At 29.1% G+C, this 23,001-nt stretch carries 18 protein-coding genes; 14 read left to right on the forward strand and 4 right to left on the reverse strand.

The window, feature by feature from the left end; translation table 11 throughout:
- The first annotated feature begins 3 nt into the window (after positions 1-3).
- The 6 genes from brxC to brxL all read left to right on the forward strand — a co-directional run bounded on the left by brxC (position 4) and on the right by brxL (position 13,272).
- On the forward strand, positions 4-3,597 hold the full coding sequence (gene brxC, locus AC4PG3_RS04515) for a BREX system P-loop protein BrxC (RefSeq protein ID WP_492197875.1): 3,594 nt from the start codon (positions 4-6) through the stop codon (positions 3,595-3,597).
- 10 nt (positions 3,598-3,607) lie between these two features.
- Positions 3,608-7,306: a BREX-1 system adenine-specific DNA-methyltransferase PglX gene (gene pglX / locus AC4PG3_RS04520; protein WP_492197876.1), complete on the forward strand. Its 3,699-nt coding sequence runs from the start codon at positions 3,608-3,610 to the stop codon at positions 7,304-7,306.
- 139 nt (positions 7,307-7,445) lie between these two features.
- Positions 7,446-8,114, forward strand: a complete 669-nt coding sequence (locus AC4PG3_RS04525; RefSeq protein WP_492197877.1) for a SatD family protein — start codon at positions 7,446-7,448, stop codon at positions 8,112-8,114.
- On the forward strand, positions 8,111-8,653 hold the full coding sequence (locus tag AC4PG3_RS04530) for a hypothetical protein (protein WP_492197878.1): 543 nt from the start codon (positions 8,111-8,113) through the stop codon (positions 8,651-8,653). Before AC4PG3_RS04525 ends, AC4PG3_RS04530 begins: the two co-directional genes overlap by 4 nt.
- Positions 8,654-8,689: 36 nt before the next feature.
- Positions 8,690-11,212 (forward strand): BREX-1 system phosphatase PglZ type A, encoded by a 2,523-nt coding sequence (gene pglZ, locus AC4PG3_RS04535; RefSeq protein ID WP_492197879.1) that lies wholly within the window; start codon positions 8,690-8,692, stop codon positions 11,210-11,212.
- Between the two features lie 11 nt (positions 11,213-11,223).
- A complete protein-coding gene (gene brxL, locus AC4PG3_RS04540; protein WP_492197880.1) occupies positions 11,224-13,272 on the forward strand; it encodes a protease Lon-related BREX system protein BrxL in 2,049 nt (682 codons plus the stop codon).
- 102 nt (positions 13,273-13,374) lie between these two features.
- On the opposite strand, the gene AC4PG3_RS04545 is transcribed toward brxL, so the two are convergent.
- Positions 13,375-13,815 carry a hypothetical protein gene (locus tag AC4PG3_RS04545; RefSeq protein ID WP_492197881.1) on the reverse strand — a complete coding sequence of 147 codons (441 nt, stop codon included), beginning with the start codon at positions 13,813-13,815 and terminating at the stop codon, positions 13,375-13,377.
- A 72-nt stretch (positions 13,816-13,887) separates the two neighbouring features.
- On the opposite strand from AC4PG3_RS04545, the gene AC4PG3_RS04550 reads away from it, so the two are divergent.
- From AC4PG3_RS04550 to AC4PG3_RS04570, 5 genes are all read left to right on the forward strand, one after another.
- On the forward strand, positions 13,888-14,940 hold the full coding sequence (locus AC4PG3_RS04550) for a serine/threonine-protein kinase (protein ID WP_492197882.1): 1,053 nt from the start codon (positions 13,888-13,890) through the stop codon (positions 14,938-14,940).
- 88 nt (positions 14,941-15,028) lie between these two features.
- Positions 15,029-15,385: a hypothetical protein gene (locus AC4PG3_RS04555; RefSeq protein ID WP_492197883.1), complete on the forward strand. Its 357-nt coding sequence runs from the start codon at positions 15,029-15,031 to the stop codon at positions 15,383-15,385.
- 34 nt (positions 15,386-15,419) lie between these two features.
- Entirely contained in the window at positions 15,420-16,340 is a 921-nt protein-coding gene (locus tag AC4PG3_RS04560) for a hypothetical protein (protein ID WP_492197884.1), read from the forward strand.
- Positions 16,341-16,697: 357 nt separating this feature from the next.
- A complete protein-coding gene (locus AC4PG3_RS04565) occupies positions 16,698-16,955 on the forward strand; it encodes an MFS transporter (protein WP_492197885.1) in 258 nt (85 codons plus the stop codon).
- A gap of 98 nt (positions 16,956-17,053) precedes the next feature.
- Entirely contained in the window at positions 17,054-17,392 is a 339-nt protein-coding gene (locus AC4PG3_RS04570; RefSeq protein WP_492197886.1) for a cytoplasmic protein, read from the forward strand.
- Positions 17,393-17,448: 56 nt separating this feature from the next.
- Here AC4PG3_RS04570 and AC4PG3_RS04575 read toward each other — a convergent pair whose 3' ends face one another.
- From AC4PG3_RS04575 to AC4PG3_RS04585, 3 genes are all read right to left on the reverse strand, one after another.
- A complete protein-coding gene (locus AC4PG3_RS04575) occupies positions 17,449-18,858 on the reverse strand; it encodes a sodium-dependent transporter (RefSeq protein WP_492197887.1) in 1,410 nt (469 codons plus the stop codon).
- Positions 18,859-19,098: 240 nt separating this feature from the next.
- The gene (locus AC4PG3_RS04580) at positions 19,099-20,001 is read right to left on the reverse strand and encodes a selenium metabolism-associated LysR family transcriptional regulator (RefSeq protein ID WP_492197888.1); all 903 of its coding nucleotides are present in this window, start codon (positions 19,999-20,001) and stop codon (positions 19,099-19,101) included.
- Positions 20,002-20,005: 4 nt separating this feature from the next.
- Positions 20,006-21,160: an aminotransferase class V-fold PLP-dependent enzyme gene (locus AC4PG3_RS04585; protein WP_492197889.1), complete on the reverse strand. Its 1,155-nt coding sequence runs from the start codon at positions 21,158-21,160 to the stop codon at positions 20,006-20,008.
- Positions 21,161-21,354: 194 nt separating this feature from the next.
- Here AC4PG3_RS04585 and yedE point away from each other — a divergent pair, with 194 nt between their 5' ends.
- Genes yedE through AC4PG3_RS04600 form a run of 3 tightly spaced genes read left to right on the forward strand, consistent with a single transcriptional unit; the run spans position 21,355 to position 22,879 of the window.
- Positions 21,355-22,437 (forward strand): YedE family putative selenium transporter, encoded by a 1,083-nt coding sequence (yedE, locus tag AC4PG3_RS04590; protein ID WP_492197890.1) that lies wholly within the window; start codon positions 21,355-21,357, stop codon positions 22,435-22,437.
- Positions 22,434-22,640 (forward strand): sulfurtransferase TusA family protein, encoded by a 207-nt coding sequence (locus tag AC4PG3_RS04595; protein ID WP_492197891.1) that lies wholly within the window; start codon positions 22,434-22,436, stop codon positions 22,638-22,640. The genes yedE and AC4PG3_RS04595 overlap by 4 nt, the downstream gene beginning before the upstream one ends.
- A 2-nt stretch (positions 22,641-22,642) precedes the next feature.
- The gene (locus tag AC4PG3_RS04600; RefSeq protein WP_492197892.1) at positions 22,643-22,879 is read left to right on the forward strand and encodes a putative Se/S carrier protein; all 237 of its coding nucleotides are present in this window, start codon (positions 22,643-22,645) and stop codon (positions 22,877-22,879) included.
- The last annotated feature ends 122 nt before the right edge of the window (positions 22,880-23,001 follow it).

Below are 23,001 nucleotides of genomic sequence, written 5' to 3' on the forward strand. Positions count from 1 at the left end.
ATTATGATAATAAAAGATATGTTTGCAAAAGAGATTAGTAGAGATATACAAGGGGTAATCAAAGTAGGACAAGCTGATGATGAAAACATCAAGCAAGAACTAGAAGAATATGTGGTAACTAAAGAACTACAAAAACATTTCAGAGATTTTTTCAGTAATTATAAAAAAGGAATAGCTGGAAATACAGATAAAATGGGAGTATGGATATCAGGTTTCTTTGGTAGTGGTAAGTCTCACTTCCTAAAGATACTATCTTATTTATTAGAAAATAGAACAGTAGAAGGCAAAAATGCATTAGATTACTTTGTAGATGATAGAAAAATAAAAGATTCTATGGTATTAGCAGATATGGAGCTTGCTTGCAATACACCTACAGATGTAGTCTTATTTAATATAGATTCAAAAAGCAAATCAGCAGGGACCAAAGGCAAAGATAGTATATTAAATGTTTTTTTAAGAGTATTTAATGAAATGCAAGGCTTTAGCACGGATCCTCACTTAGCTGATTTAGAAAGGCAATTGACAGAAGATGGAGTATATGAAAAATTTAAAACAAGATACGAAGAATTATATAATCTAAATTGGATAGAAAACCGTCATAAATTTAAATTTTACAAAGATAAAGTAATAAAAACATTAGCAGATATAGGAGTTATGAGTGAAGAATCAGCTAGAGACTGGAGTAGAACAACCACAAGCCTTTATGAAATAAGCATAGAAAGATTTGCAAAATTAGTCAAAGACTACATAAATAAAAAAGGTGGGAATCATCATATAGTATTTTTAGTAGATGAGATAGGCCAATATATTGGAGAAAATACAGATTTAATGCTTAATTTACAGACAATAACAGAAGATTTGGGTACAGCATGTCATGGAAAGGCATGGATAGTAGTAACTAGTCAACAAGATATAGACTCAATAACAGAAGTCCAAGGAAGAGATTTTTCTAAAATTCAAGGAAGATTTGACACTAGATTAAACCTAACATCTGCCAATGTAGATGAAGTAATTAAATTGAGAATACTAGAAAAAACAGATACAGCAAAGGAAACACTATCTGTATTATATGAAAATAATGAAACTATCATTAAAAATCTACTGATATTTAATGATGGTATAGAGAAAAAGCTTTATGAAGATAGCAAAGATTTTTACAGCATTTATCCTTTTATCCCCTATCAGTTTAACTTGCTAGGAAGTGTATTGACATCTATAAGACAGCATGGGGCTAGCGGTAAACATCTTTCAGAAGGTGAACGATCTATGTTGGCCTTATTTAAAGAAAGTGCTGAAAAACTAATGGATAAAGAAGATAAGGAAATAGTTCCATTTAATATATTTTATGATGGCTTGGAAAAATTTCTAGACCATAGCCATTCAGCAGTAATAACTAGAGCATTGGAAAATGATTATATAAACCCTAGCAAACAAGAAGATAATTTCAATGTCAATGTATTAAAAACCTTATTTTTAATTAAATATGTGAAAGAAGTAGAAGCTAATCTAGAAAATATCACTACTCTTATGGTATCTAATATACATGAAGATAGAATAGAGCTTAAAGAAAAAGTAGAAAAAGCATTAAAAGTTTTAGTTAGTCAAACACTAGTACAAAAAAATGGAGACCTATATATATTCCTAACCAATGAAGAACAAGAAATAAATAGAGAAATAGATAGACAACATATAGAAACACAAATTCTTACAAAAAAGATTTCAGAGATGATATATGAAGGAATCCTATCGGATGACAGAGCTAAATATAGTAAATTTGGAAATAGATATAGTTTTGAATTCAATAGATTTGTAGATGGAGAACCCTATAGATCAACTCAATCATTTGAAATTGGAGTAGATATAATAACTCCTAACTCAGAGAAAAATGGAATAGAGAGCAGCTTAAGAATGGGAAGTCAAAGGGAAAGCATAATCTATGTAGACTTGCCAAATGATAAATCTTTTTTAGATGAAATAAGAACCGAAATGAAAATAGAAAAATATTTAAATATATCCAGCACTAGCAATATTCCAAAATTAGAGGAAATAAAAGCCCTTAAGCGAGTTGAAATGAGAGAATATCACAGTAGAGGAAGATTGTTTTTACAAGAAGCTTTAAAAGAAGCTAAGATTTACCTAAATGGAGATAAGGTACAACTAAAGAGCAAAGATTTCAAGTTTAATATACAGGAAAGCTTACAAAAGCTAATAGAAATCGTATATCATAAACTCCAATATATAGATGCTCCTATGGATGAAGTTGAGGTTAAAAAGTTATTTAAAAATAGAGATACTAGAAATATACAAATAGAAGGATTTGAAACTCCTAATACAAATGCCATAAAAGAACTACTAGACTATATAAACTTAAGAACTAAAAATCACAGCAAAATATCACTAAAAGAGATAAAAGAAAGATTTTTAAAGGCACCATATGGATTTATAGACAAAGATATAGCTTGGATAATATCTAAATTATTTTTAGATGGAAATATAAGTTTTACCTTATATGGTGAAACAGTTTCTCTATTAAATAATACAGAAGAAGAAATAATAAACTATATAACTAAAAGACAATATGTAGAAAAACTATTAATCGAAGAAAAAGAATCTATAGATGAAAAATATATAAAAAGTTTAAAAAACATAGCGTCCATATTATTTAATAGAGATATTCAATCAGAAGATACAGATATGATGATAAAAAGATTCAATGAATCTGCAAAGTATATGATAGAAGAGCTAAATCAACTAAAAGATAAATATAATACAGGAAAATATCCAGGAGGAAAAATCATACAAGAAGGTATTGATTTAATAAATGAAACAAGAGGAATTTCAAATCCTTCGGATATATTCAAAGAATTATATAAAAATGAAGATAGCTATTTAGACTTTGAAGAAGATTATCAGCCAATAAAATCCTTCTTTAAAGGTGAACAAAAGAATATATGGGAAAAATCACAACACTATATATCTATATATGGAGAAAGCAAGTCTTTTATATTAAATGAAGAAATAGAAGAAGTTATAGGGGAAATGCAAACAATACTTTCTATGTCTAGTCCATATAAACGAATAAAAGATTTGCCAGAATTAAATAGTAGATTTTTAAATCTATACAATGAAATATTAGATAAAGAACTAGAACCTGTAAAGATAGAGATAAAACAAGCAGAAGATAGGGTCATAGAAGAGCTTGAAAAGACAGGTCTAGAAGATAACTTTGGCCAAAGATATAAATCTAGTTTTAATGATCTTAATCGAAGGGCAGAAGATTGTAATAATGTAGCCATGGTAAATGGATTTAGAATAGAAGCAGACACCTTAAAAATGCGATATTTGAATGAAATAGCTAAAAAAATAGAAGAACTAGAAGAAAAAGAAAGACAAAAAGAAAAACCTATAGGAAATGGAGATCCTATTACAATAAAAAAACCAATTATAAAGAGAAAAAACATAAGTATAAAGGATATAAATCCATCAAATTCATGGAGAATAGCAACAAAAGAAGATTTAGATAAATATATAAAAACACTAAAAGAAAAACTTGAAAAAGAACTAGATGAAAATACCATATTGAATATTGAGTTTTAGGGGGATATAGATGAACAAAACAGCACTAAAGAATTTTGCTATATATTCAAGGGAAAAACTTATAAAGGATATAGAAGGCAAAGCCAGACTAATAGGTGTAACAGAAGAGGGTATAAAAGCCCCTCTTCCACAGTCTACCATAGATATGAAAATCTTCGATATAGGTAAAACAGAAACTTATAAAATAGACGGAGAAGATATAGCAAAATATGACAAACTAATAGAAGAGTTAAAAAAAAGAGAACAAAAAATCGACTACAAAATAGCATATAACACCTTAATAGAAGAAGTAGCTTATACCTGGTTCAATAGAATAATAGCCATAAGATTTATGGAAATAAATAATTATATGCCAGATAAGATGAGAATATTGTCATCAGGAAGAGAAGGTGTAAAAGAACCAGAATTTGTAACTAACTATAGAGATACAGATATAGGAATAACAGAGAAAGAATTTCAAGTACTAGACGAGTTAAAGCTAGATGGTAGTGCCAAAGCTATGGAAGAACTATTCCAGTTTATGTTTATAAAACAATCCAATGCCTTATACAAAAATCTACCAAAACTATTTGAAAAGAAAAGAGATGACTATGCAGAACTATTACTAAATATATCATATGAGGATCCACGAGGAGTAATCCGCAAATTAATAGAAGATATAGATGAAGAGCCATTTGATATAAGTAAGACTGGACAAATAGAGATAATAGGATGGTTGTATCAGTATTATAATACTGTACCCAAATCAGAAGTAGATGCCTCCAATAAAAAAGTAGATAAAAATACCTTACCACCTAAAACTCAGCTATTTACACCAGAATGGATAGTAAAATATATGGTTCAAAACTCACTAGGTAGACTATGGATAGAGAGAAAAATAGCTATGGGAACGGATAAAACTGAAGAACAATTAGCTAAAGAATATGGCTGGGTCTATTACTTACCAGAAGCAGAACAAATAGAAGAAGTAAAAATAGAATTGAAAAACATAAGAAAAGACAGAAAAGATTTAAAAGTAGAAGATATAATATTTATAGACCCTTCAATGGGAAGTGGACATATGTTGGTATATGCCTTTGAAATGCTTATGCAATTTTATCTAGAAGAAGGATATATGGAAAGAGAAGCAGTTGAGAGCATAATAGAGAATAATCTATATGGCTTAGATATAGATAAAAGAGCATACCAATTAGCTTATTTTGCCATAATGATGAAAGGGAGGCAATATAGTAGAAGAATACTTAATAAACAAATAGAAAATAATCTATATTATTTCATAGATAGTAAAGATATAAATCTAGAACAGATAGATTTTTTAGGTGGTAATATAGAAGATGAAAAATCTAGAGAAGAGATTAAGCAAGATATATTAGAAATAGTAGAATTGTTTAAAGATGGAAGAGAACTAGGTTCTATAATAAAACTAAAAAAAGAATATGATTACAATGGACTTATAGAATTTATAAAGAACTTTAAAATCAGAGAGAAAGAGCAACTTTCTATAGGAATGGAAAATATAGAAAAAACTCAAGAAGATATAATCCATATACTTAACTTATTAAAGGTATTATCAAAAAAATATAATATAGTAGTTACCAATCCTCCATACTTAGGCAGAAAGCATATGGGAGTTAATTTGACAAAGTATCTAGATAGAGAATATAAAAACACTAAGGCAGATTTGTTTGCTGTATTTATGGAAACGGGAATAGAAATGACCCGCAAATTGGGATATATCAGTATGGTAACAATGCAATCATGGATGTTTTTATCTAGTTATGAAAAATTCAGACAAAAACTATTAAAAAATACAACGATTGGGAATTTAATTCATATGGAAAACATGGTTATGAGAATAGCATTTGGCACTTCAACATTTAGCTTGCTAAAAGAAGATATTCAAGATTATAAAGGTGTATATAATCAAATAAAGTTAGAGGATATTAAAAATGATATACCAGAATTTTTTCCAATTAGAGAAAATCGCTATAGTGAAGTAAGTGAAGAAAATTTTGAATTAATACCAGGAAGTCCTATAGCTTATTGGGCACACCCTAATTTAATAAAAGCATTTGAAAATGGCAAACCGATGAATTCCATAGTCGAACCAAAAGTTGGTTTGCAAACAGGTTGTAATAATAGATTTCTTAAAAAATGGTATGAAGTAGATTTTAATAAAATCTATTTTACAGCTGATTCTATTGAGTCTTCTGTAGAATCAAAATCAAAATGGTTTCCATATAATAAAGGTGGAGCAAGACGACAGTGGTATGGAAATTATGACTATGTAGTGAACTGGGAGAACGATGGGTTTGAGATAAGAAATTTTAAAGACGATAATGGGAAAGTTAGATCTAGACCTCAAAATACAAATGTCTATTTTAAAGAATCGATAACTTGGTCCCTTATCACTAGTGGTGGGTTTAGTATTCGTTATCGTGAAAAAGGTAGCATACATGATGTTTCAGGAATGTCAGCATTTACAAAAGAGCATAATAAATTAATGTACTTGTTAGGACTAATGAGTACTAAGATATCAAATTATGCTTTTAAAATGTTAAATCCAACTATAAACTTACAAATAGGAGATTTTAATAATTTTACAGTATTAGAATCAGATGAGGATAGAACTATTGATATAGTAGAAGATACAATACGGTTGGCTAAAGAAGAATGGGATTCTTATGAGGATGCTTGGAACTTTAAAATTCACCCATTTTTAGATTTATCAAAGCAAGTAGCTATACAAAAAACAATAGAACAAGCCTACAATAACTGGAAACAATACGCTAATAATAACTTTGATAAACTTAAAGAAAACGAAGAAAAACTAAATGAAATATTCATAGAGATTTATGGATTACAAGATGAACTAACACCAGAAGTATCAGATAAAGATATCACAATAACTAAGATATTTGACCATAAAGATGAAATATATGAGGACATCAAGGGAAATAAATATATCCTAACCAAAGAAGATGTAGTTAAATCTTTTATATCCTATGGAGTAGGATGTATATTTGGAAGGTATAGCTTGGATGAAAGTGGTTTAGTCTATGCTGGTGGAGAATTTGATATTGATAGATACCATAGATTTAAACCAGTAGAAGACAATGTAGTATTAATTACAGACGAAGAATACTTTGAAGATGATTTAGCTAATAGACTTATAGAATTTGTGCGAGAGAGCTTTGGAGAAGACCACTTAGAGGAAAATCTAAAATTCATAGCAGATTCTCTTAAGGGCAAAGGAACACCTAGAGAAAAGATAAGAGATTACTTTATCAAAGATTTCTACAAAGATCATATGAAGACATATAAAAAGACACCTATATATTGGCTATATGATAGTGGAAAAATGGATGGTTTTAAAGCTCTCATCTATATGCATAGATATGATGCAGATACTACAGGTAAAGTAAGGATAGACTATCTACACAAAGTTCAAATGATGTATGAAAGAAGAATGGATTTATTAAAGGACGATATCACACACAATGAAGATGCAAAAGAAGTCGCTAAATCACAAAAAAAATTAGATAAATTGATAAAACAGGCTAAAGAATGTAAAGATTACGATGAGAAGATAGGACACATAGCCCTTTCAAGAATAGATATAGACTTAGATGATGGTGTAAAGGTAAACCATGATAAAGTGCAAATAGATGAGAAAAACAAGAAATATAAAATACTGGCTAAGATTTAGAAAGCAGGTTGTGATTTAAACTAAGAAAAGAATAAAGTTGCATATATAACTGCAATTTCTTAATAGTTGCAGATATATATGCAACTTTATAAAATCTTTGATATAATAGTATTAGCATATTATAGAAAGGGTGGACTTAGTGGCAGGTCAAATATTATTAGCCATAATTGGAGATATAATAGATTCGAGAAATATAAAAAAAAGAAATAAAATTCAAAGAGATTTAAATAAGGCTTTGAACTATCTTAATAAAGACTATGAAAAGTATATTGTATCTAAATGGACTATTACTTTGGGTGATGAATTTCAAGTATTACTAAAACCTAATTTGGAAATATTTAAGATGATAGATTATATATCTTACATAATGGATCCTGTTAAGATTAGGTTTGGATTAGGATTAGGAGAAATCTCTACAGATATTAACTATGAAAAAAGCATAGGATCAGATGGACCTGCATATTGGAGAGCAAGAGAAGCAATAGAGCTTATTCATGAAAATGACAATTATGTTAATAGCAAAATATTATTTAAAAGTGAGAAAGAAGACGAGGATATAATCAATAATCTTATATACTATACAGAGTGGATGAAAGAAAATTGGACTGATACTCAAAGAGAAATTCTATATACTCTTCTAGACAAAGATGAATATAAGGATAATTTTAAACAAAAAGATTTGGCTAAAGATATAGGAATATCTGAATCAGCCATGTCTAGACGAATCAGTTCTAGTGGTATAAGACTTTATTTATCAAGTAGAAATAGTATTGCCAAAGAGATAGTAAACAAGGGAGGGCAAGAGTGAGAAATTTGACTATTGTTTTATATATTATTTATTTTCTAGTAAGATACTATTTACCTATAAATTTTTTAAATAGAAAAATAAAAGAAGAAAAGAGATTACAAATTATTCTTGACACAGTGTTTATTGTACTTATATATTTTATTGGTGAAAGGTTAATAATTAATAATCTAGATTTTATGGGTTTTTATATAAATCAGATATTAAAGTGGATGCTATTTATTATCATCATATTAAAACCTGCCAACATGAATTTTAAAATATTTTTTGGGAAATATGCTCCGCAAAGGGAAAATAAAGATACCATTGATAGAAAAAATAGTATAGAAGGTGCAGGAGCTATGATTGGAAATCTGGAAAGACTGTTAATTGCCATTCTAATGTTTTATGGACAATATGGAGCAATAGGTTTAGTTTTTACAGCAAAATCTGTGACGAGATTTGACAAGATAAGTAAAGATCCAAGCTTTGCAGAATACTATTTGATTGGTTCTCTTTATAGTATGCTTTGGGTTTTGATATTGTATGGCTTGATTATATAAAATACTGGCTAAGATTTAGAAAGTGGGTTGTGATTTATGGCAGAATTAAATTTAAAACAAATAGAAGACAAATTAAGTAGTGAATTCAATGAAGAAAATAGGGTTATTATATTTTGGTATGATGAAAAAAAGGAATTTATAGATGATATAAATGGCTTAAATCTAGAAAATGCTAAAATTCATTATCTAACCCCTACTAATTTATTCCAAACTAAAGTGTTATTGGAAAGAAAGGACAAGGCGAGCAACTATTTAATATATGCACCTTTTAAAAAGCCAGATAATAGGGAAAATCATCTGGCTGATATAATCCTTTATTCTAAGAAGTTTTTTACAGATAGAGCTTCTCTTTTAGCTTTAGATCTAGGTGTTGATAATAAACATAAGTCAGTATTAGAAAAGCATATAAAATTCTTTAATGCAAAGGATAGGACAAATAGATTTTATGATTTAGAAGTAGATGATTATAATAGCAAAGAAGCTATAGAAGTAGCCTTATTATCAGCTGCAACTAGATTAAAGGTGTCTAACTTTGAAGAAGTTCTAAGAGTTGTATTATCTCAAAATCTATCTAAAAACAAATATATAGAAGAGTTTCGTAAGTATGATCTAGAAGAAGTATTTTGGAAATATTGCAATCTTAGTTTTTCCTATAAAGATGAAGATCCAAGCTTGATAAAGCTTTCCATAAGTCTGTTATTGACTTATGCAAGAAATCAAATGAATAAAGATTTACCTAGAAATTTAGATAAGTATATATTAAATAAACCAGGCACAGTCATGACCTTTATAGATCAGATGATGAATAGTAGTATATATAAAGAAAGCTTTAGAAAAATATCAGATGAGGTATTTAAAAGCATAGATGGACAGAAGGGTTTCAAGAATTATGAAATAGAAGATCTGATAAATATTGATATATTTAAAAGTATTGATGAATATATAATCACATGGATTGTAGATAGATTATTAGATGAAAATTTAAATGTAGAAGTCAATGGTTCAAATATATCAGACATATGTAAAAATAGGAAATTTAAACACTTTAAAGATCTATATAAAGACAAATACGATATTTTAATAAATGGATATTACTTAATTTTAAATAAGGATATTAAGTTTGAAGATAATATATTAAGTTTAGTAGCAGAATATGATAATAAGTATTACAAGATTGATAATTACTATAGAAGATTCTATTATTATCTAGATAAAGTAGAGGATAATAGTATATTTGAAGATTTGCAAACCTTGGTAGAGAATACATATATAAATAAATATTTAGATGTTATTTCTAGAGAGTTTGGTAGCAATTTAGATTATACTAAATTAAGCAAAAAATATAAATTACAAAAGGATTTTTATAATAATTTTGTAGAAGGGGAAAATGAAAGAATTATTGTAATCATATCTGATGCATTTAGATATGAAGTGGGAAAGGCACTGGTAGAAAGGTTTAAATACAACGAAAAAATAGAAGCTAAAATAGAACCTCAAATTGGGGTATTACCAAGCTATACTAGTTTAGGAATGGCCGCTCTTTTGCCTAATAAGAATATTGAAATCAGTGAAGATTATTCTGTATATGTTGATGGAAAACCCACTAGTAACTTACAGGAAAGAAATGCTATATTGCAATCTAGAAATTCTAAAAGTGACTCTATACAATATGATGAACTGATAAAGATGAAAAAAGAAGAGACAAGAGTATTTTTCTCTGGAAAAGAAGTAGTATATATATATCATAATCAAATAGATGCTAGAGGAGATAAGCTGAATACTGAAGACGAAGTCTTTATAGCTTGTCATGAAGCTATGAATGAAATAGAAGACATAATTAAAAGACTTACTAATAGCATTTCGGCAATAAGGTTTATAGTTACGGCAGATCATGGTTTTATTTATACTAGAAGCAAGAATAAAGAATCAGACAAGATAGATAAGTTTTTTGTTAAAGATGACAAGGTAAATAAAAGATTTATAATCTCAGACAATAATTATGATATATTAGGAACTAAGAATCTAATGGTATCGGATGTCTTAGGAAGTTATGATGATAGAACTATTACCATGCCTTTAACTTCCAATGTATTTAAAGCTCAAGGAGGAGGACAAAATTTTGTACATGGAGGGAGTTCACCGCAAGAAATTATTGTACCTGTAGTTAAGATAAAGACTACTAGAGGAGCTGTAGATGTAGAGGATGTAAAGATATCTTTAATAAGTATGATATCAAAGATAACCAGTTTATTAATTAAATTAGATTTTGTTCAGCAAGAACCAATTTCAGATATAATTAAGCCTGCAAATTATAGTATTAAATTTATAGATAAATCAGGAGAATTGATTTCAAATGAAGAAATTTATGTTGCTAAAAGTGGATCGAAAAATTCTTCAGATCGTATATTTAATTTGAAATTTAGGCTGAGAAATAAAAGGTATAATAAAGATGAAGAATATTACCTTACAATAACAAATATAAAAACAGGTATGGAAATCTATAGGCAACAGGTAATGATAGACATAGTTTTTGTAGATGACTTTGGATTTGATGTATAGGGGGTGCTTAAATGTCAAATTTATTGGATAGAGATGAACTACTTATTAAGCTTTTAGCTCATTTCTCTGGGAAAATTGTAAGAAAAGATTTGACTAAAGGAATAAAGGAAGGAGCAAATGTCCCAGTATATGTACTGGAATATTTGCTAGGAATGTATTGTTCTTCTCAAGATGAAGAAATTATAGAACAAGGGGTTCAAAATGTAAAAGAGATACTGTCTAGAAATTATGTAAGACCAGATGAATCACAAAAAATCATTTCAAAGCTTAGAGAAACTGGAAGCTATACAGTTATAGATAAAGTGTCAGTAAAGTTAAATTATAGGACAGATATTTACGAAGCGGAATTTTCCAACTTAGGACTTACTGGAGTTCCTATATCTAATTCTTATCCATCGGAGTACGAAAGACTTCTATCTGGGGGGATATGGTGTATTGTTCAAATGGAGTATTTTTATGATGAAGAGGATAGGCGTAGAGTGCCTTTTATTATAAATAAATTAACCCCAGTTCAGATGCCAGGGATTAATATTGATGAATTTAGAAATGCTAGATCAGAGTTTTTAACAGAAGAATGGATAGATTTAGTCTTAAGAAGTACTGGTATGGAACCAGACAAGCTAAATGAAAGAGAAAAATGGTTACATCTAGTAAGATTAGTACCATTGGTGGAAAATAATTATAATTTTTGTGAATTAGGTCCTAGAGGTACAGGAAAATCTCATGTATATAAGGAAATTTCTCCAAACTCTATATTAGTTTCAGGTGGACAAACCACTGTGGCTAATCTGTTTTATAATATGAGAACAAGACAAGTTGGTCTTGTCGGAATGTGGGACTGTGTAGCTTTTGATGAAGTTGCAGGAATTACTTTTAAAGACAAAGATGGTGTCCAAATCATGAAGGACTATATGGCTTCAGGATCTTTTGCTAGAGGAAAAGAAGAAAAAAATGCTACAGCATCCTTTGTATTTGTTGGGAATATAAATCAATCTGTAGATGTGTTACTAAAAACATCACATTTATTTGAACCTTTTCCAGAAGCAATGGGAATGGATACAGCATTTCTAGACCGTATGCATTGTTATTCTCCAGGATGGGAAATACCAAAATATAGGCCAGATTTCTTTACTGATGACTACGGTTTTATCACAGATTATTTTGCTGAAGTTATGAGAGAGTTAAGAAAAATATCATATGGAGATGCTTATGATAAATATTTCAAACTAGGAAATCAATTAAATCAAAGAGATACTATTGCAGTCAAAAAAACTATTTCTGGTATGGTAAAGCTAATATACCCTCATGGAGAATATACCAAGGATGATATCGAAGAAATATTAAGATTTTCTTTAGAAATGAGAAGACGAGTTAAAGAACAACTGAAAAAAATTGGTGGAATGGAGTTTTATGATGTAAACTTTTCATATATAGACAATGAAAGCTTTCAAGAAGAATATGTACCAGTACCAGAACAAGGTGGAGGAAGTTTAATTCCAGAAGGAATAGGAAAGCCTGGACATGTTTATCATGTAGCACGTGGTAAATCTGGAATGTTAGGTGTGTTTAAATTAGAGACACAAATGACAGCAGGAAATGGCAAATTTGAGAGAACAGGACTTGGTTCAAATTCAGAAGCAAAAGAAGCTGTAGATACTGCATATAAATATCTTAAAGCAAATAGTAAAAGTATTAGTGGAAGCATAAGTACTACAACTAAAGATTATTTAGTAAATGTTCAAGACTTAAATGGTATAGGTATGACTACGGGATTAACATTATCCACTATGATAGCGATTTGCTCTGTAGCACTGGGAAAACCTTCTATAAATAGTATGGCGATATTAGGTAATATGAGTATAGGTGGCACATTAATAAAGGTAGAAGAATTAGCTAATACACTTCAAGTATGCTTAGATAGTGGAGCTAAAAAAGTATTACTACCATTGACTTCAGCAGCAGATCTAGGTACAGTACCACCAGAACTAGTAGGTTCTTTTAATTTAATATTCTATAGCTCACCAGAAGATGCTGTATTTAAGGCATTAGGAGTTGAGTAGGTTTAAAGAGAAAATATAACAATAAAAGATATAGGCTCGCAGGTTCAAATCCTGTGAGCCTAAGAATATACTTGTCTTATAGCCTAATATTCTAGTAAATATCTACTTATATCCTAAAAGCTCAAGTCCATACTCCTCTAATATAAAATTTATTTCCATAATGTTTAGATTGTTATTTAGGGCATAGATAATGATAGAATCTCTTTGGTCCTTTGCATATAAAACACCTAATTTTGCTAATGTCAAACTTCTATTAGCTTGATCTAAATTAAAATTATTTCCTATACAAATTTTAATTAATTTATCTCTACTTGGTGATTTTTTACCATTTAGAATTTGATAGCCATAGGTTCTATAGATTGATGCATTTTTAATAATATCACTTTTACTATATCCCTTAGATTTACAAATTTCTAATATATATTCTACTAGATTGAAATTATCTTCTTGTGAATTGGAGTAATCTATATATCTATCTAATTCAGATTTGCTTTCAAATTTATTTAATATATCTAATAGTTTTTTAGTAGATTTATCTTTCATTATCTCACCTATTCTTTAATAAATTTCTTTGTGATATAATTATATCATAGATATTATGAAAGGATGAACTTTGTGAAAAATTTAAATATGGAGTATAAACTTTCTACATATATAGAAGTAGCAGAGTTATCAAAGGGTAAAATATATATAGTAAAATCTTCCCTAGATGATAAGATTTATATTAAGAAAATTTTAGAATCTAAAAATGAAATTATATATAAAAAAATTAAAGAACTATCTATAGCAAATATACCAAAGATATATGAAATTATAAACTTAGAAGATGAGTTAATAATTATCGAGGAGTATATAAATGGAAATTCACTAAATGAAATTTTAGAAAAAGAAAAAACAATTTCTAAAAATGAAGTAATTAAGTATAGTTTAGATTTAATAGATATTATAAATAAGATTCATTCTTGCGATCCACCAATAATACATAAAGATATCAATCCATCTAATATTATGATAAATAATGATGGGATATTAAAACTTATAGATTTTGACATTTCCAGAGTACATTGCAATTATAAAAATAAAGATACTCACATACTTGGGACTCATGGATATGCAGCTCCAGAGCAGTTTGGGTTTAATCAAACTGATCCTAGAACAGATATATATTCATTAGGGGTTACTATGAATATTATGCTAGTAGGCAAATTGCCAAATGAAGAGCAGTACAAAGGCAAATTGTCAAAAATTATATCTAAATGTATTGAAATAGATCCAAATAAAAGATATCAAGACATAAATGAGTTGAAAACTGAATTGCTAAAGTTGAATAAGAAATGTAATATATTAGATATTATTAATTTATACCATAAGCTACCAGGATTTAAATCTAATAATATTATATTGAAAATACTTGCTTTTTTGTGGTATTTTTTATTAGCTATGATTGTATTAGGATTCTTTTCTGATAAGTCCTCATTAGAAGATAGGATTTTAGATATAGTAATGCCTTTGTTTTTATTTGCTCTAACACTTCTTTATGGAAATTATAATAATATTAAATCTAAGCTTCCTATTTTAAATTCGAAGAATTTTTTAATAAGAATAGTTGGCTATATTTTATATACCTTCATACTTTTAATAGTAGTAGGTATTATAACTCCAGTTTAATATGTATGCTAAGAGCATACCAAAGCAAAAACTTTATCTGTTAAAATTAAATCAGATAAAGTTTTTTGTTATATTGGGAGGGGTTTATATGGATAAAAATGGTACTAAAACGAAAAAAAGTAAATTAGCATTAATATCTTGGATACTGTCATTATTGTACTTGATTTATTTGATATCATATTTTGGTGGAGAAGTAGGAAGTACTACAGGATCAGAACAAGTAGGGGCTGGAATTGCAACTGCATTGGTATTTCCACATATGTTAAGTGTTGGAATAGGATTGATTTTTAATATGCTAGGATATTTCTTAAATAAAAGGGCATTTATTCTAGTAGGTGCAATTCTTTATAGCGTTTCAATTTTGCTATTCATGATGTATTTTATGTTTGTTATAATACAGATGATTTTATCGTATGTAGCTTTTGCTAAGATGAAAAAACAGTGATACAAGAAGATTAATTTAATGGAGGCTGGTTATTTTGAAAAACTATAAAAGAGTATCTTTTATATTAGCTTTAGTATTAATTTTAACAATTATTATAGGATGCGAATCATCTGATAGTGAAAAAGATGTAAATGCAAGTGAAGTTAGTGAAAAAAATATTAGTGGAGAAGAAAAAAATAATGAAGAAATAGAAGAATCACAGGATGAAGAAATAAGTGTAGAAGAACAGATATTGTTTGATCAAAATGGAATTAAGATTACTTTAAAATCCCTAGAATTAGAAAATATATTTGGACCATCCCTTAAATTACTAGTAGAAAACAATACCCAAAAATCTATAACAGTTCAAACACGGGATTCATCTGTCAATGGATTAATGGTAGATACTATGTTTTCTTGCGATGTTGTCAGTGGAAAAAAGGCCAATGATGAAATTACTTTTAGTAGTTCTACATTGAAATTAGCAGATATAGACAAGATTAAAGATATAGATTTTAAATTTCATATATTTGACTCAGACAGTTGGGATGAAATTATAGATACTGAGACAATTAATATATCAACTTCAGTAGATCCATCATATGTACAGAAATATGATGACAGTGGATTTGTAGCTTTGGAACAAAATGGATTTAAGATTGTAATGAAAAAGTTAAATAGTGAAGATAGTTTTTGGGGAGCAGATATCTATTTGTATATAGAAAACAATAGTGACAAAGATATAACTGTCCAAGCAAGAGATGTATCTATTAATGGAATTATGGTGGATCCTATATTTTCTAGTGAAATTGTGAAAGGGAAAAAAGCTTATGATAAAATAACTTTTTTTGAAAGTGATTTAGAAGATAATGATATCACATCAATTGAGACCATGGAATTGAAATTTCATATTTTTGATTCCAAAGGATGGGATGCTATTTATGATTCATCAGAAATAGAAGTTGTATTTGAATAAAGATATTATAATATTACTATATCCTCATAAAGGATAGATAATTTTAAGCCATAGACCTAGATCTATGGCTTATTTGTAAATTTAGTATTTCTGGCCTACATTTAAAAGTACAAGAGGAGGTAATTTAAGTGAAAACAATACTTTATATTTTATTCCTACCTATTATTGTTTTAATGAAGTTGGTTAAGTTAAATAAGTAATAAAAAAGGACAAAGTAACATATATAAATAGTAAATATAATTTATCAGACCATATTGCTGACATCAGGAATATGGTCTAACTTAGTGTAGGAAACAAATCAATTTAAAAATTAAAATTAGGGTGGTATTATGTTAAAGTTCACAGGGTTAAAAATCCATGGGATTTAAAAATTTAAATTTAATAATAAAAAAATTCATATTTATAGTGTTTTTATATAGTCTCACATCATCTTCTTTCAATGGTTTTTTTGGTATATATTTAAAGGAATTAGGATATGCTGAAAGTTTTGTAGGTACAATACTTTCTTTAAGAAGATTGGCTGTAGGAATATGTACATTTTTGATTGCATTTATTGCAGAGAAAAAGCTTTTGAAGGAATATACTAAAAAAGAATTTTGTAGAATCATTTTTTGAAAAAAGAATTTCTCGGAGTGTTTAAATAGATATTTTTAAAGTGAATATATTTATAACTAGGGTATAAGATTAATAAATCTATATTAGGAGTGATAAAGATGAAAAAGATAGCCTTTTTCCCATTTAAGGGAGAAAAAATGTGTTTTATGCATGTACTTATTAATGCAGCTGATCTACATGAAAAGGGAGTAGATACTAAAATCATAGTAGAAGGTGAAGCCGTAAAACTATTAAAAACTTTAGAACAAGAGGAAAACAAAATGTACCTAAAGGTTAAAGAATTAGGACTATTTGATAGTATATGTAAGGCTTGTTCAGCCCAAATGGGAGTATTAGAATATAATGAAACTTTAGGAATTCCTATAAAGGGAAATGCAAATGGTCATCCTGCCATGTATGATTATATAAAAGATGGATATGAGATAATTACATTGTAAAAATAAAATTAGCAGAAAATATAATATTATATTTTCTGCTAATTTTATTTATCTAACTAAAGTTTCCTAGAAAATACTCCCAAAACTAATATTATTCCAATTCCAAAAATCATTAATCCAGTTTGTTCAATTGATGTTATACCAATAAATGCAACTATGGCTATTGCAACTGGAATTATATATTTAACTAAATTATACCAAGCGTTAAACAAGCTAAATTCAACAGTTCCACCATTTGTAATCTCATCTTGTAAATCTTCTTTTTTCATAAACCAACCAACAAATATTGCAATCAACATACCACCGATAGCTAAGAATATCTTATCAGTTAATATATCAAAGAAATCAAATGCTCCAACTCCAAAAATTGTGAAATCTGACATTAATCCCATTGACAATGATGAAAGGATACCAGTGAAAACCATTACTCCACCTGTAGTATAAACTGATTTCTTTCTTGACCATCTTCGTTGGTCAATAAGATATGCAACTACAACTTCAAGGAGTGAAATAGAAGAAGTTAATGCAGCTACTGTTAGGGCAACAAAGAAAACTCCGGAAAATAGGGTTCCTATTCCTCCCATTGCTGCAAATATCTGTGGTACAACTACGAATACTAGACCTGGTCCTACAGTTGGTTCTAATCCAAATGCAAACAATGCAGGGAATATTGCAATACCAGCTAATATAGCAATACTTGTATCCATTATTGTTACTATGAAAGCATTATTAGGTATATTTTCACTTTTATTTAAATAACTACCATATGTTATCATACAGCCCATACCTAAACTAAGTGAGAAGAAAGCTTGACCTAAGGCTGCAAGAATCGTCTGTCCATTTACTTTGCTAAAATCTGGTTTAAATAAAAATGATAGACCTGCTGATGCACCTGGAAGTGTAACACTTCTAATAGCAATTAAAACTAAAAGTATGAATAATGTAGGCATCAATATTTTACCAGCTTTTTCAATACCACCTGAAATACCTTTTGCTACAATTAATATGTTTATTAATAAGAAAAATAACATCCAAACTACTGGTACAATTGGATTACCAATAAAAGCATTAAAAGCATTTTCAATCTCAGCTGGGTTTGAAAGAAGTCCAGTAAATGACTTTATTACATAAGCTGATGACCATCCACCTACTACTGGATAAAAGCCCATTATAAAGAAGGCACTTAAAACTCCTAGAACCCCAGCAAATGTCCATCTTGAATTTATGGACTTGTAAGATCCAACTGCAGCAAGTTGAGTTCTACGACCAACTGCAAACTCTGCAATCATAATGCTTATACCAATTATAATTGCGAATACTAAATAGACAATAATAAATGCACTACCACCGTTTTCTCCAGCTAAATATGGAAATCTCCAAATATTACCTAGACCAACTGCTGATCCAGCTGCTGCCATTAAAAAACCAATTTGTGAACCCCAATTTTCTCGCTGCTTATTTTCCATCAACCATTCCCTCCTTTAAATGTGTTCAAATAAATCTTATAGTAATAATAATCTATAAGGGAAAATTTGTCTAGTCTGAATTTATGGATTATTGCGAAATATATGTAAATATTTTTTGAATTCAATCTGTAATGGATTTCTGTATAAAATATCCCCTTTAAAGTGTATAAGTCTATACTTATGCACTTTAAAGGGGATATATGATATGGTACTTATGAAATTGTAAAAAGACTGTTTTATCTAAATACCTTCCCAATTAATTAAAAAATTCTTAAAAACTTCAACAATAGGAGATAGGGTTCTATTTTTATGATATACAAAATAAAAACTACGTTTTAAGTCCAAATCCTTTAATCTAAGAGACTTAATTAATCCTAAAGCAATTTCATTTTTTATAGATATTTCTGAAATGAAACTAATTCCTAATTCTAATTCGATCATCTTCTTGATCATTTCATTACTATCCACTAGGGATGTTATATCTAAGTCATCAAGACTTATATTGTTGTCTAAAAGATGTTGTTCTATTAATCTTCTTGTTCCAGAACCTTCTTTTCTGAAGATAAATCTTTCTGAAAACAAGATATCCATATCTAAAGACTCATCAGTATACATTGAATAATTCTCATTATTAGGTACAGCTAATACAAGCTGGTCTTCATAAAAATCTATATATTCCAACATCCTAGAAGCATACTTTGCCCCTACTATTCCAAAGTTTTCTCTGTTTTTTAAAATATCATCTACTATGCCTTTGGAATTTTTTTGAACCACAGAAAAGGAAACTCCTGGGTACTTTTTTGTAAAGTCTCTGATTATGTAAGGTAAAATATACTGTTCAGGAATAGAACTTGCAATTATATTAATTGTACCTTCAATATTATTTGACTGTTTTATAATATTAAATCTGGCTTGTTCTCTAATATTGATGAGTTCTACAGCATATTTATAGAAGGCTTTACCAGAATGTGTTAAATTTATGGTCTTGCCCTTCCTATCCAGAAGAGTAGTTTTTAGTTCCTTTTCTAGGTTCTGAATATTATTGCTAATAGTTGGCTGGGTCAAATATAGTTCTTTAGCAGCCTTTGAAAAACTCCTATGTTTTACAACACTTAAAAAGCTTTCTAATTGATTGAATTCCAAAATACTACCTTCCTTTACTCGATATATTATTTATACAATCTATGGAATATTTTATTTCTTCCAAAGTAGTAAAATGACTCAAAGAAAATCTCACAGTGCCCCTTGGAAAAGTATCCAAAGTTTTATGGGCTGATGGTGCACAATGCAAACCACTTCTAGTCATGATGGCATACTCTTTACTTAGTTTATGGGCAACAAGACCATTATCATTGTCAATAAAATCAATAGATAGTATCCCAGTTCTGCCATTGGATGTGTCCTTACCCACAAGTTTAATATTTTTCATATTGATGATACCTTCTAAAAATTCATCAATAAGGTAGATTTCTTTTTCTCTGATATTTTTTATACCCTGATTCAATAGATATTTTAAGGCTGCATTTAGTCCATAGATACCAGGGATATTTAGTGTTCCTGCTTCGAATTTATCAGGCATATAATCTGGCTGAATCTCAGTATCAGATAGACTTCCGGTTCCTCCTTCAATAAGGGTGTTCATTTCATTGACAATTTTATCATTGACTATAAATCCACCTATTCCTTGAGGACCTAATAAACTTTTATGCCCTGTAAAACCTATAGCATCTGCATTTAGCTTTTGAAAATCAATATCTAGAAATCCTGCTGTTTGTGCACTATCTATTATAAATAATATATTATTTTCTTTACATACCTTTCCTACCTTCTCTAGTTCTAAAATAGTACCACACACATTTGAAGCATGAGACATTATCATAGCTTTGGTATTAGGTTTAATTGAATCTATTACATCATCAATATTTAATTCTCCTAATTTATTACATTGGACCCTAGTATACTCTACCTTGTCTTTAAGAGAGTTTAAAGGCCTCATAACTGCATTGTGTTCCATTGATGATACTATGACATGATCACCTTGTCTTAATAAGCCCTTTATCAATATATTCATACTCTCTGTTATATTCTTTGTAAATACAACATTTTCTGGCTTATCAAAATTAAACAGTTCACATATAAGCTCTCGAGTTTCAAAGACTGTATTTTCAGCACTATAGGATAGACTATAAGCCCCACGATTTACATTAGTTCCTATATTTAGAATATAATCCGATATACTATCTGCCACCCTAGGAGCTTTAGGAAAAGAAGTTGCCCCATTGTCTAAATAAATATATTTCATGACATTACCCCTTTTGGATATTTTAGATAAATAAATTCATAATTATATAACTATTATATTATTTAAAAAAACTTTATACAATGACTATTAGTTTTTCTTATAACATATCTGGAAATTATTAGTAAAATCTATTTTACTTTAAAAAATGACATTGTTAAACTATTGATAAACACAAATAATAGGAGGGAATATGGATGAAGGGGAAAAAAGGAATTATTTTCGCAGGAGGAATAGTAGGAATAATATCTGTACTATTAGTATATTTTGGAAATCCTGCAAACATGGGCTTTTGTATAGCTTGTTTTCTAAGAGATATAGCTGGGGGGATAGGACTACATAGAGCAGGAGTTGTCCAATATATAAGACCTGAGATTATAGGCCTTGTATTAGGTGCCTTCTTAATATCTTTTAAAAACAAGGAATTTGAATCAAGAGGTGGTTCTGCACCTTTTACTAGATTTATGTTGGGAATAGTGGTGATGATAGGAGCATTGATATTCCTTGGATGTCCTTTGAGAATGGTATTGAGACTTGGAGGAGGAGACTTAAATGCTATAGTAGGAATAGTTGGATTTGTATTTGGAATATTTATAGGGGTTCAATTCTTAAACAAAGGATTTAATCTAAAAAGAAATTATAAGATGCCTAAAATAGAAGGATATATATTTCCAGCTGTAAATGTTGGATTTTTGCTATTACTTTTATCTGCACCAGGGTTTATCTTCTTTAGCGCAGAAGGGCCAGGATCTTTTGCTGCACCTATATTTATATCACTTGCAGCAGGTCTAATAGTAGGAGTATTAGCTCAAAGAACGAGACTATGTATGGTTGGAGGCACTAGAGATATGATTCTCTTTGGAGATAATTATCTTTTACTTGGATTTATTTCAATAATACTGTCTAGCTTTATTGCAAATTTGGCCTTTGGATTCTTTAATCTTGGATTTGAAGGACAGCCTGTAGCACATACTGATGGATTATGGAACTTCTTGGGTATGGCATTAGTAGGTTGGGGATCAGTATTATTAGGAGGATGTCCTCTTAGACAACTTATTTTATCTGGAGAAGGTAATGTAGATTCTGTTGTCTCTGTAATGGGAATGATAGTAGGAGCTGCTCTAACTCATAATTTTGGATTAGCTTCAAGTCCAGCAGGTACAACTCCAAATGGAAAGATAGCTGCAATTATAGGCTTTGTATTTTTAGGTGTTATTTCCTATTTTAATTCAGATAGTTTAGTTAAAAATAATCATAAAAACAAGGAGATGGTATCATGAATAAAATAGACACATGTGGTATGAGCTGTCCTCAGCCAGTACTAATGACTAAAAAGGCATTAGAGCAAAATCCTCAAGGAGCAAATATAATAGTAGATAATAATACTGCAAAGGAAAATGTGCAAAGATTTTTAAAGCATTCAGGATACTCTGTATCAGTTAAAGAAGAGGGAGATATATTCACAATAGAGGCTAGGAAATAGAAATGGAATATATGGTTTTGTTTTTTACACACTCAGGTGCTATAAAATTCCAACGAAAATGTAAGAAGAATGATATCCAATGTGAACTCATGCCTGTACCTAGAATATTGAGTTCTAATTGCAGCATCAGTGCCAAGATTAAAATAAAAAATGGTATGGAAGATTTTATCGATGATGAGATAGAAAAGGTATTTTTAATTAAAGATAATGATAATGAGCTGATTTATGAGGCTGAATAGTCCTTATATGGGATAAAATGACTAGCTACTATATGATAGCTAGTCATTTTTATGTTATTATAGTGGCGACATGGTTTCAGATTTACAACAAATTCCTTGTATAATGCAACCTTTTTAGAAAG

The organism is Tissierella sp. QWL-11, assembly GCF_058683765.1.

Bases quoted from the DNA above. Each gene is read 5' to 3' on its own strand.
- AC4PG3_RS04595 (WP_492197891.1), top strand. From the start codon at position 22,434: ATGAATAAAATAGACACATGTGGTATGAGCTGTCCTCAGCCAGTACTA.
- pglZ (WP_492197879.1), top strand. From the start codon at position 8,690: ATGGCAGAATTAAATTTAAAACAAATAGAAGACAAATTAAGTAGTGAA.
- brxL (WP_492197880.1), top strand. From the start codon at position 11,224: ATGTCAAATTTATTGGATAGAGATGAACTACTTATTAAGCTTTTAGCT.
- AC4PG3_RS04565 (WP_492197885.1), top strand. From the start codon at position 16,698: ATGGGATTTAAAAATTTAAATTTAATAATAAAAAAATTCATATTTATA.
- AC4PG3_RS04600 (WP_492197892.1), top strand. From the start codon at position 22,643: ATGGAATATATGGTTTTGTTTTTTACACACTCAGGTGCTATAAAATTC.
- AC4PG3_RS04575 (WP_492197887.1), bottom strand. From the start codon at position 18,858: ATGGAAAATAAGCAGCGAGAAAATTGGGGTTCACAAATTGGTTTTTTA.
- pglX (WP_492197876.1), top strand. From the start codon at position 3,608: ATGAACAAAACAGCACTAAAGAATTTTGCTATATATTCAAGGGAAAAA.
- AC4PG3_RS04570 (WP_492197886.1), top strand. From the start codon at position 17,054: ATGAAAAAGATAGCCTTTTTCCCATTTAAGGGAGAAAAAATGTGTTTT.
- yedE (WP_492197890.1), top strand. From the start codon at position 21,355: ATGAAGGGGAAAAAAGGAATTATTTTCGCAGGAGGAATAGTAGGAATA.
- AC4PG3_RS04555 (WP_492197883.1), top strand. From the start codon at position 15,029: ATGGATAAAAATGGTACTAAAACGAAAAAAAGTAAATTAGCATTAATA.
- brxC (WP_492197875.1), top strand. From the start codon at position 4: ATGATAATAAAAGATATGTTTGCAAAAGAGATTAGTAGAGATATACAA.
- AC4PG3_RS04585 (WP_492197889.1), bottom strand. From the start codon at position 21,160: ATGAAATATATTTATTTAGACAATGGGGCAACTTCTTTTCCTAAAGCT.
- AC4PG3_RS04545 (WP_492197881.1), bottom strand. From the start codon at position 13,815: ATGAAAGATAAATCTACTAAAAAACTATTAGATATATTAAATAAATTT.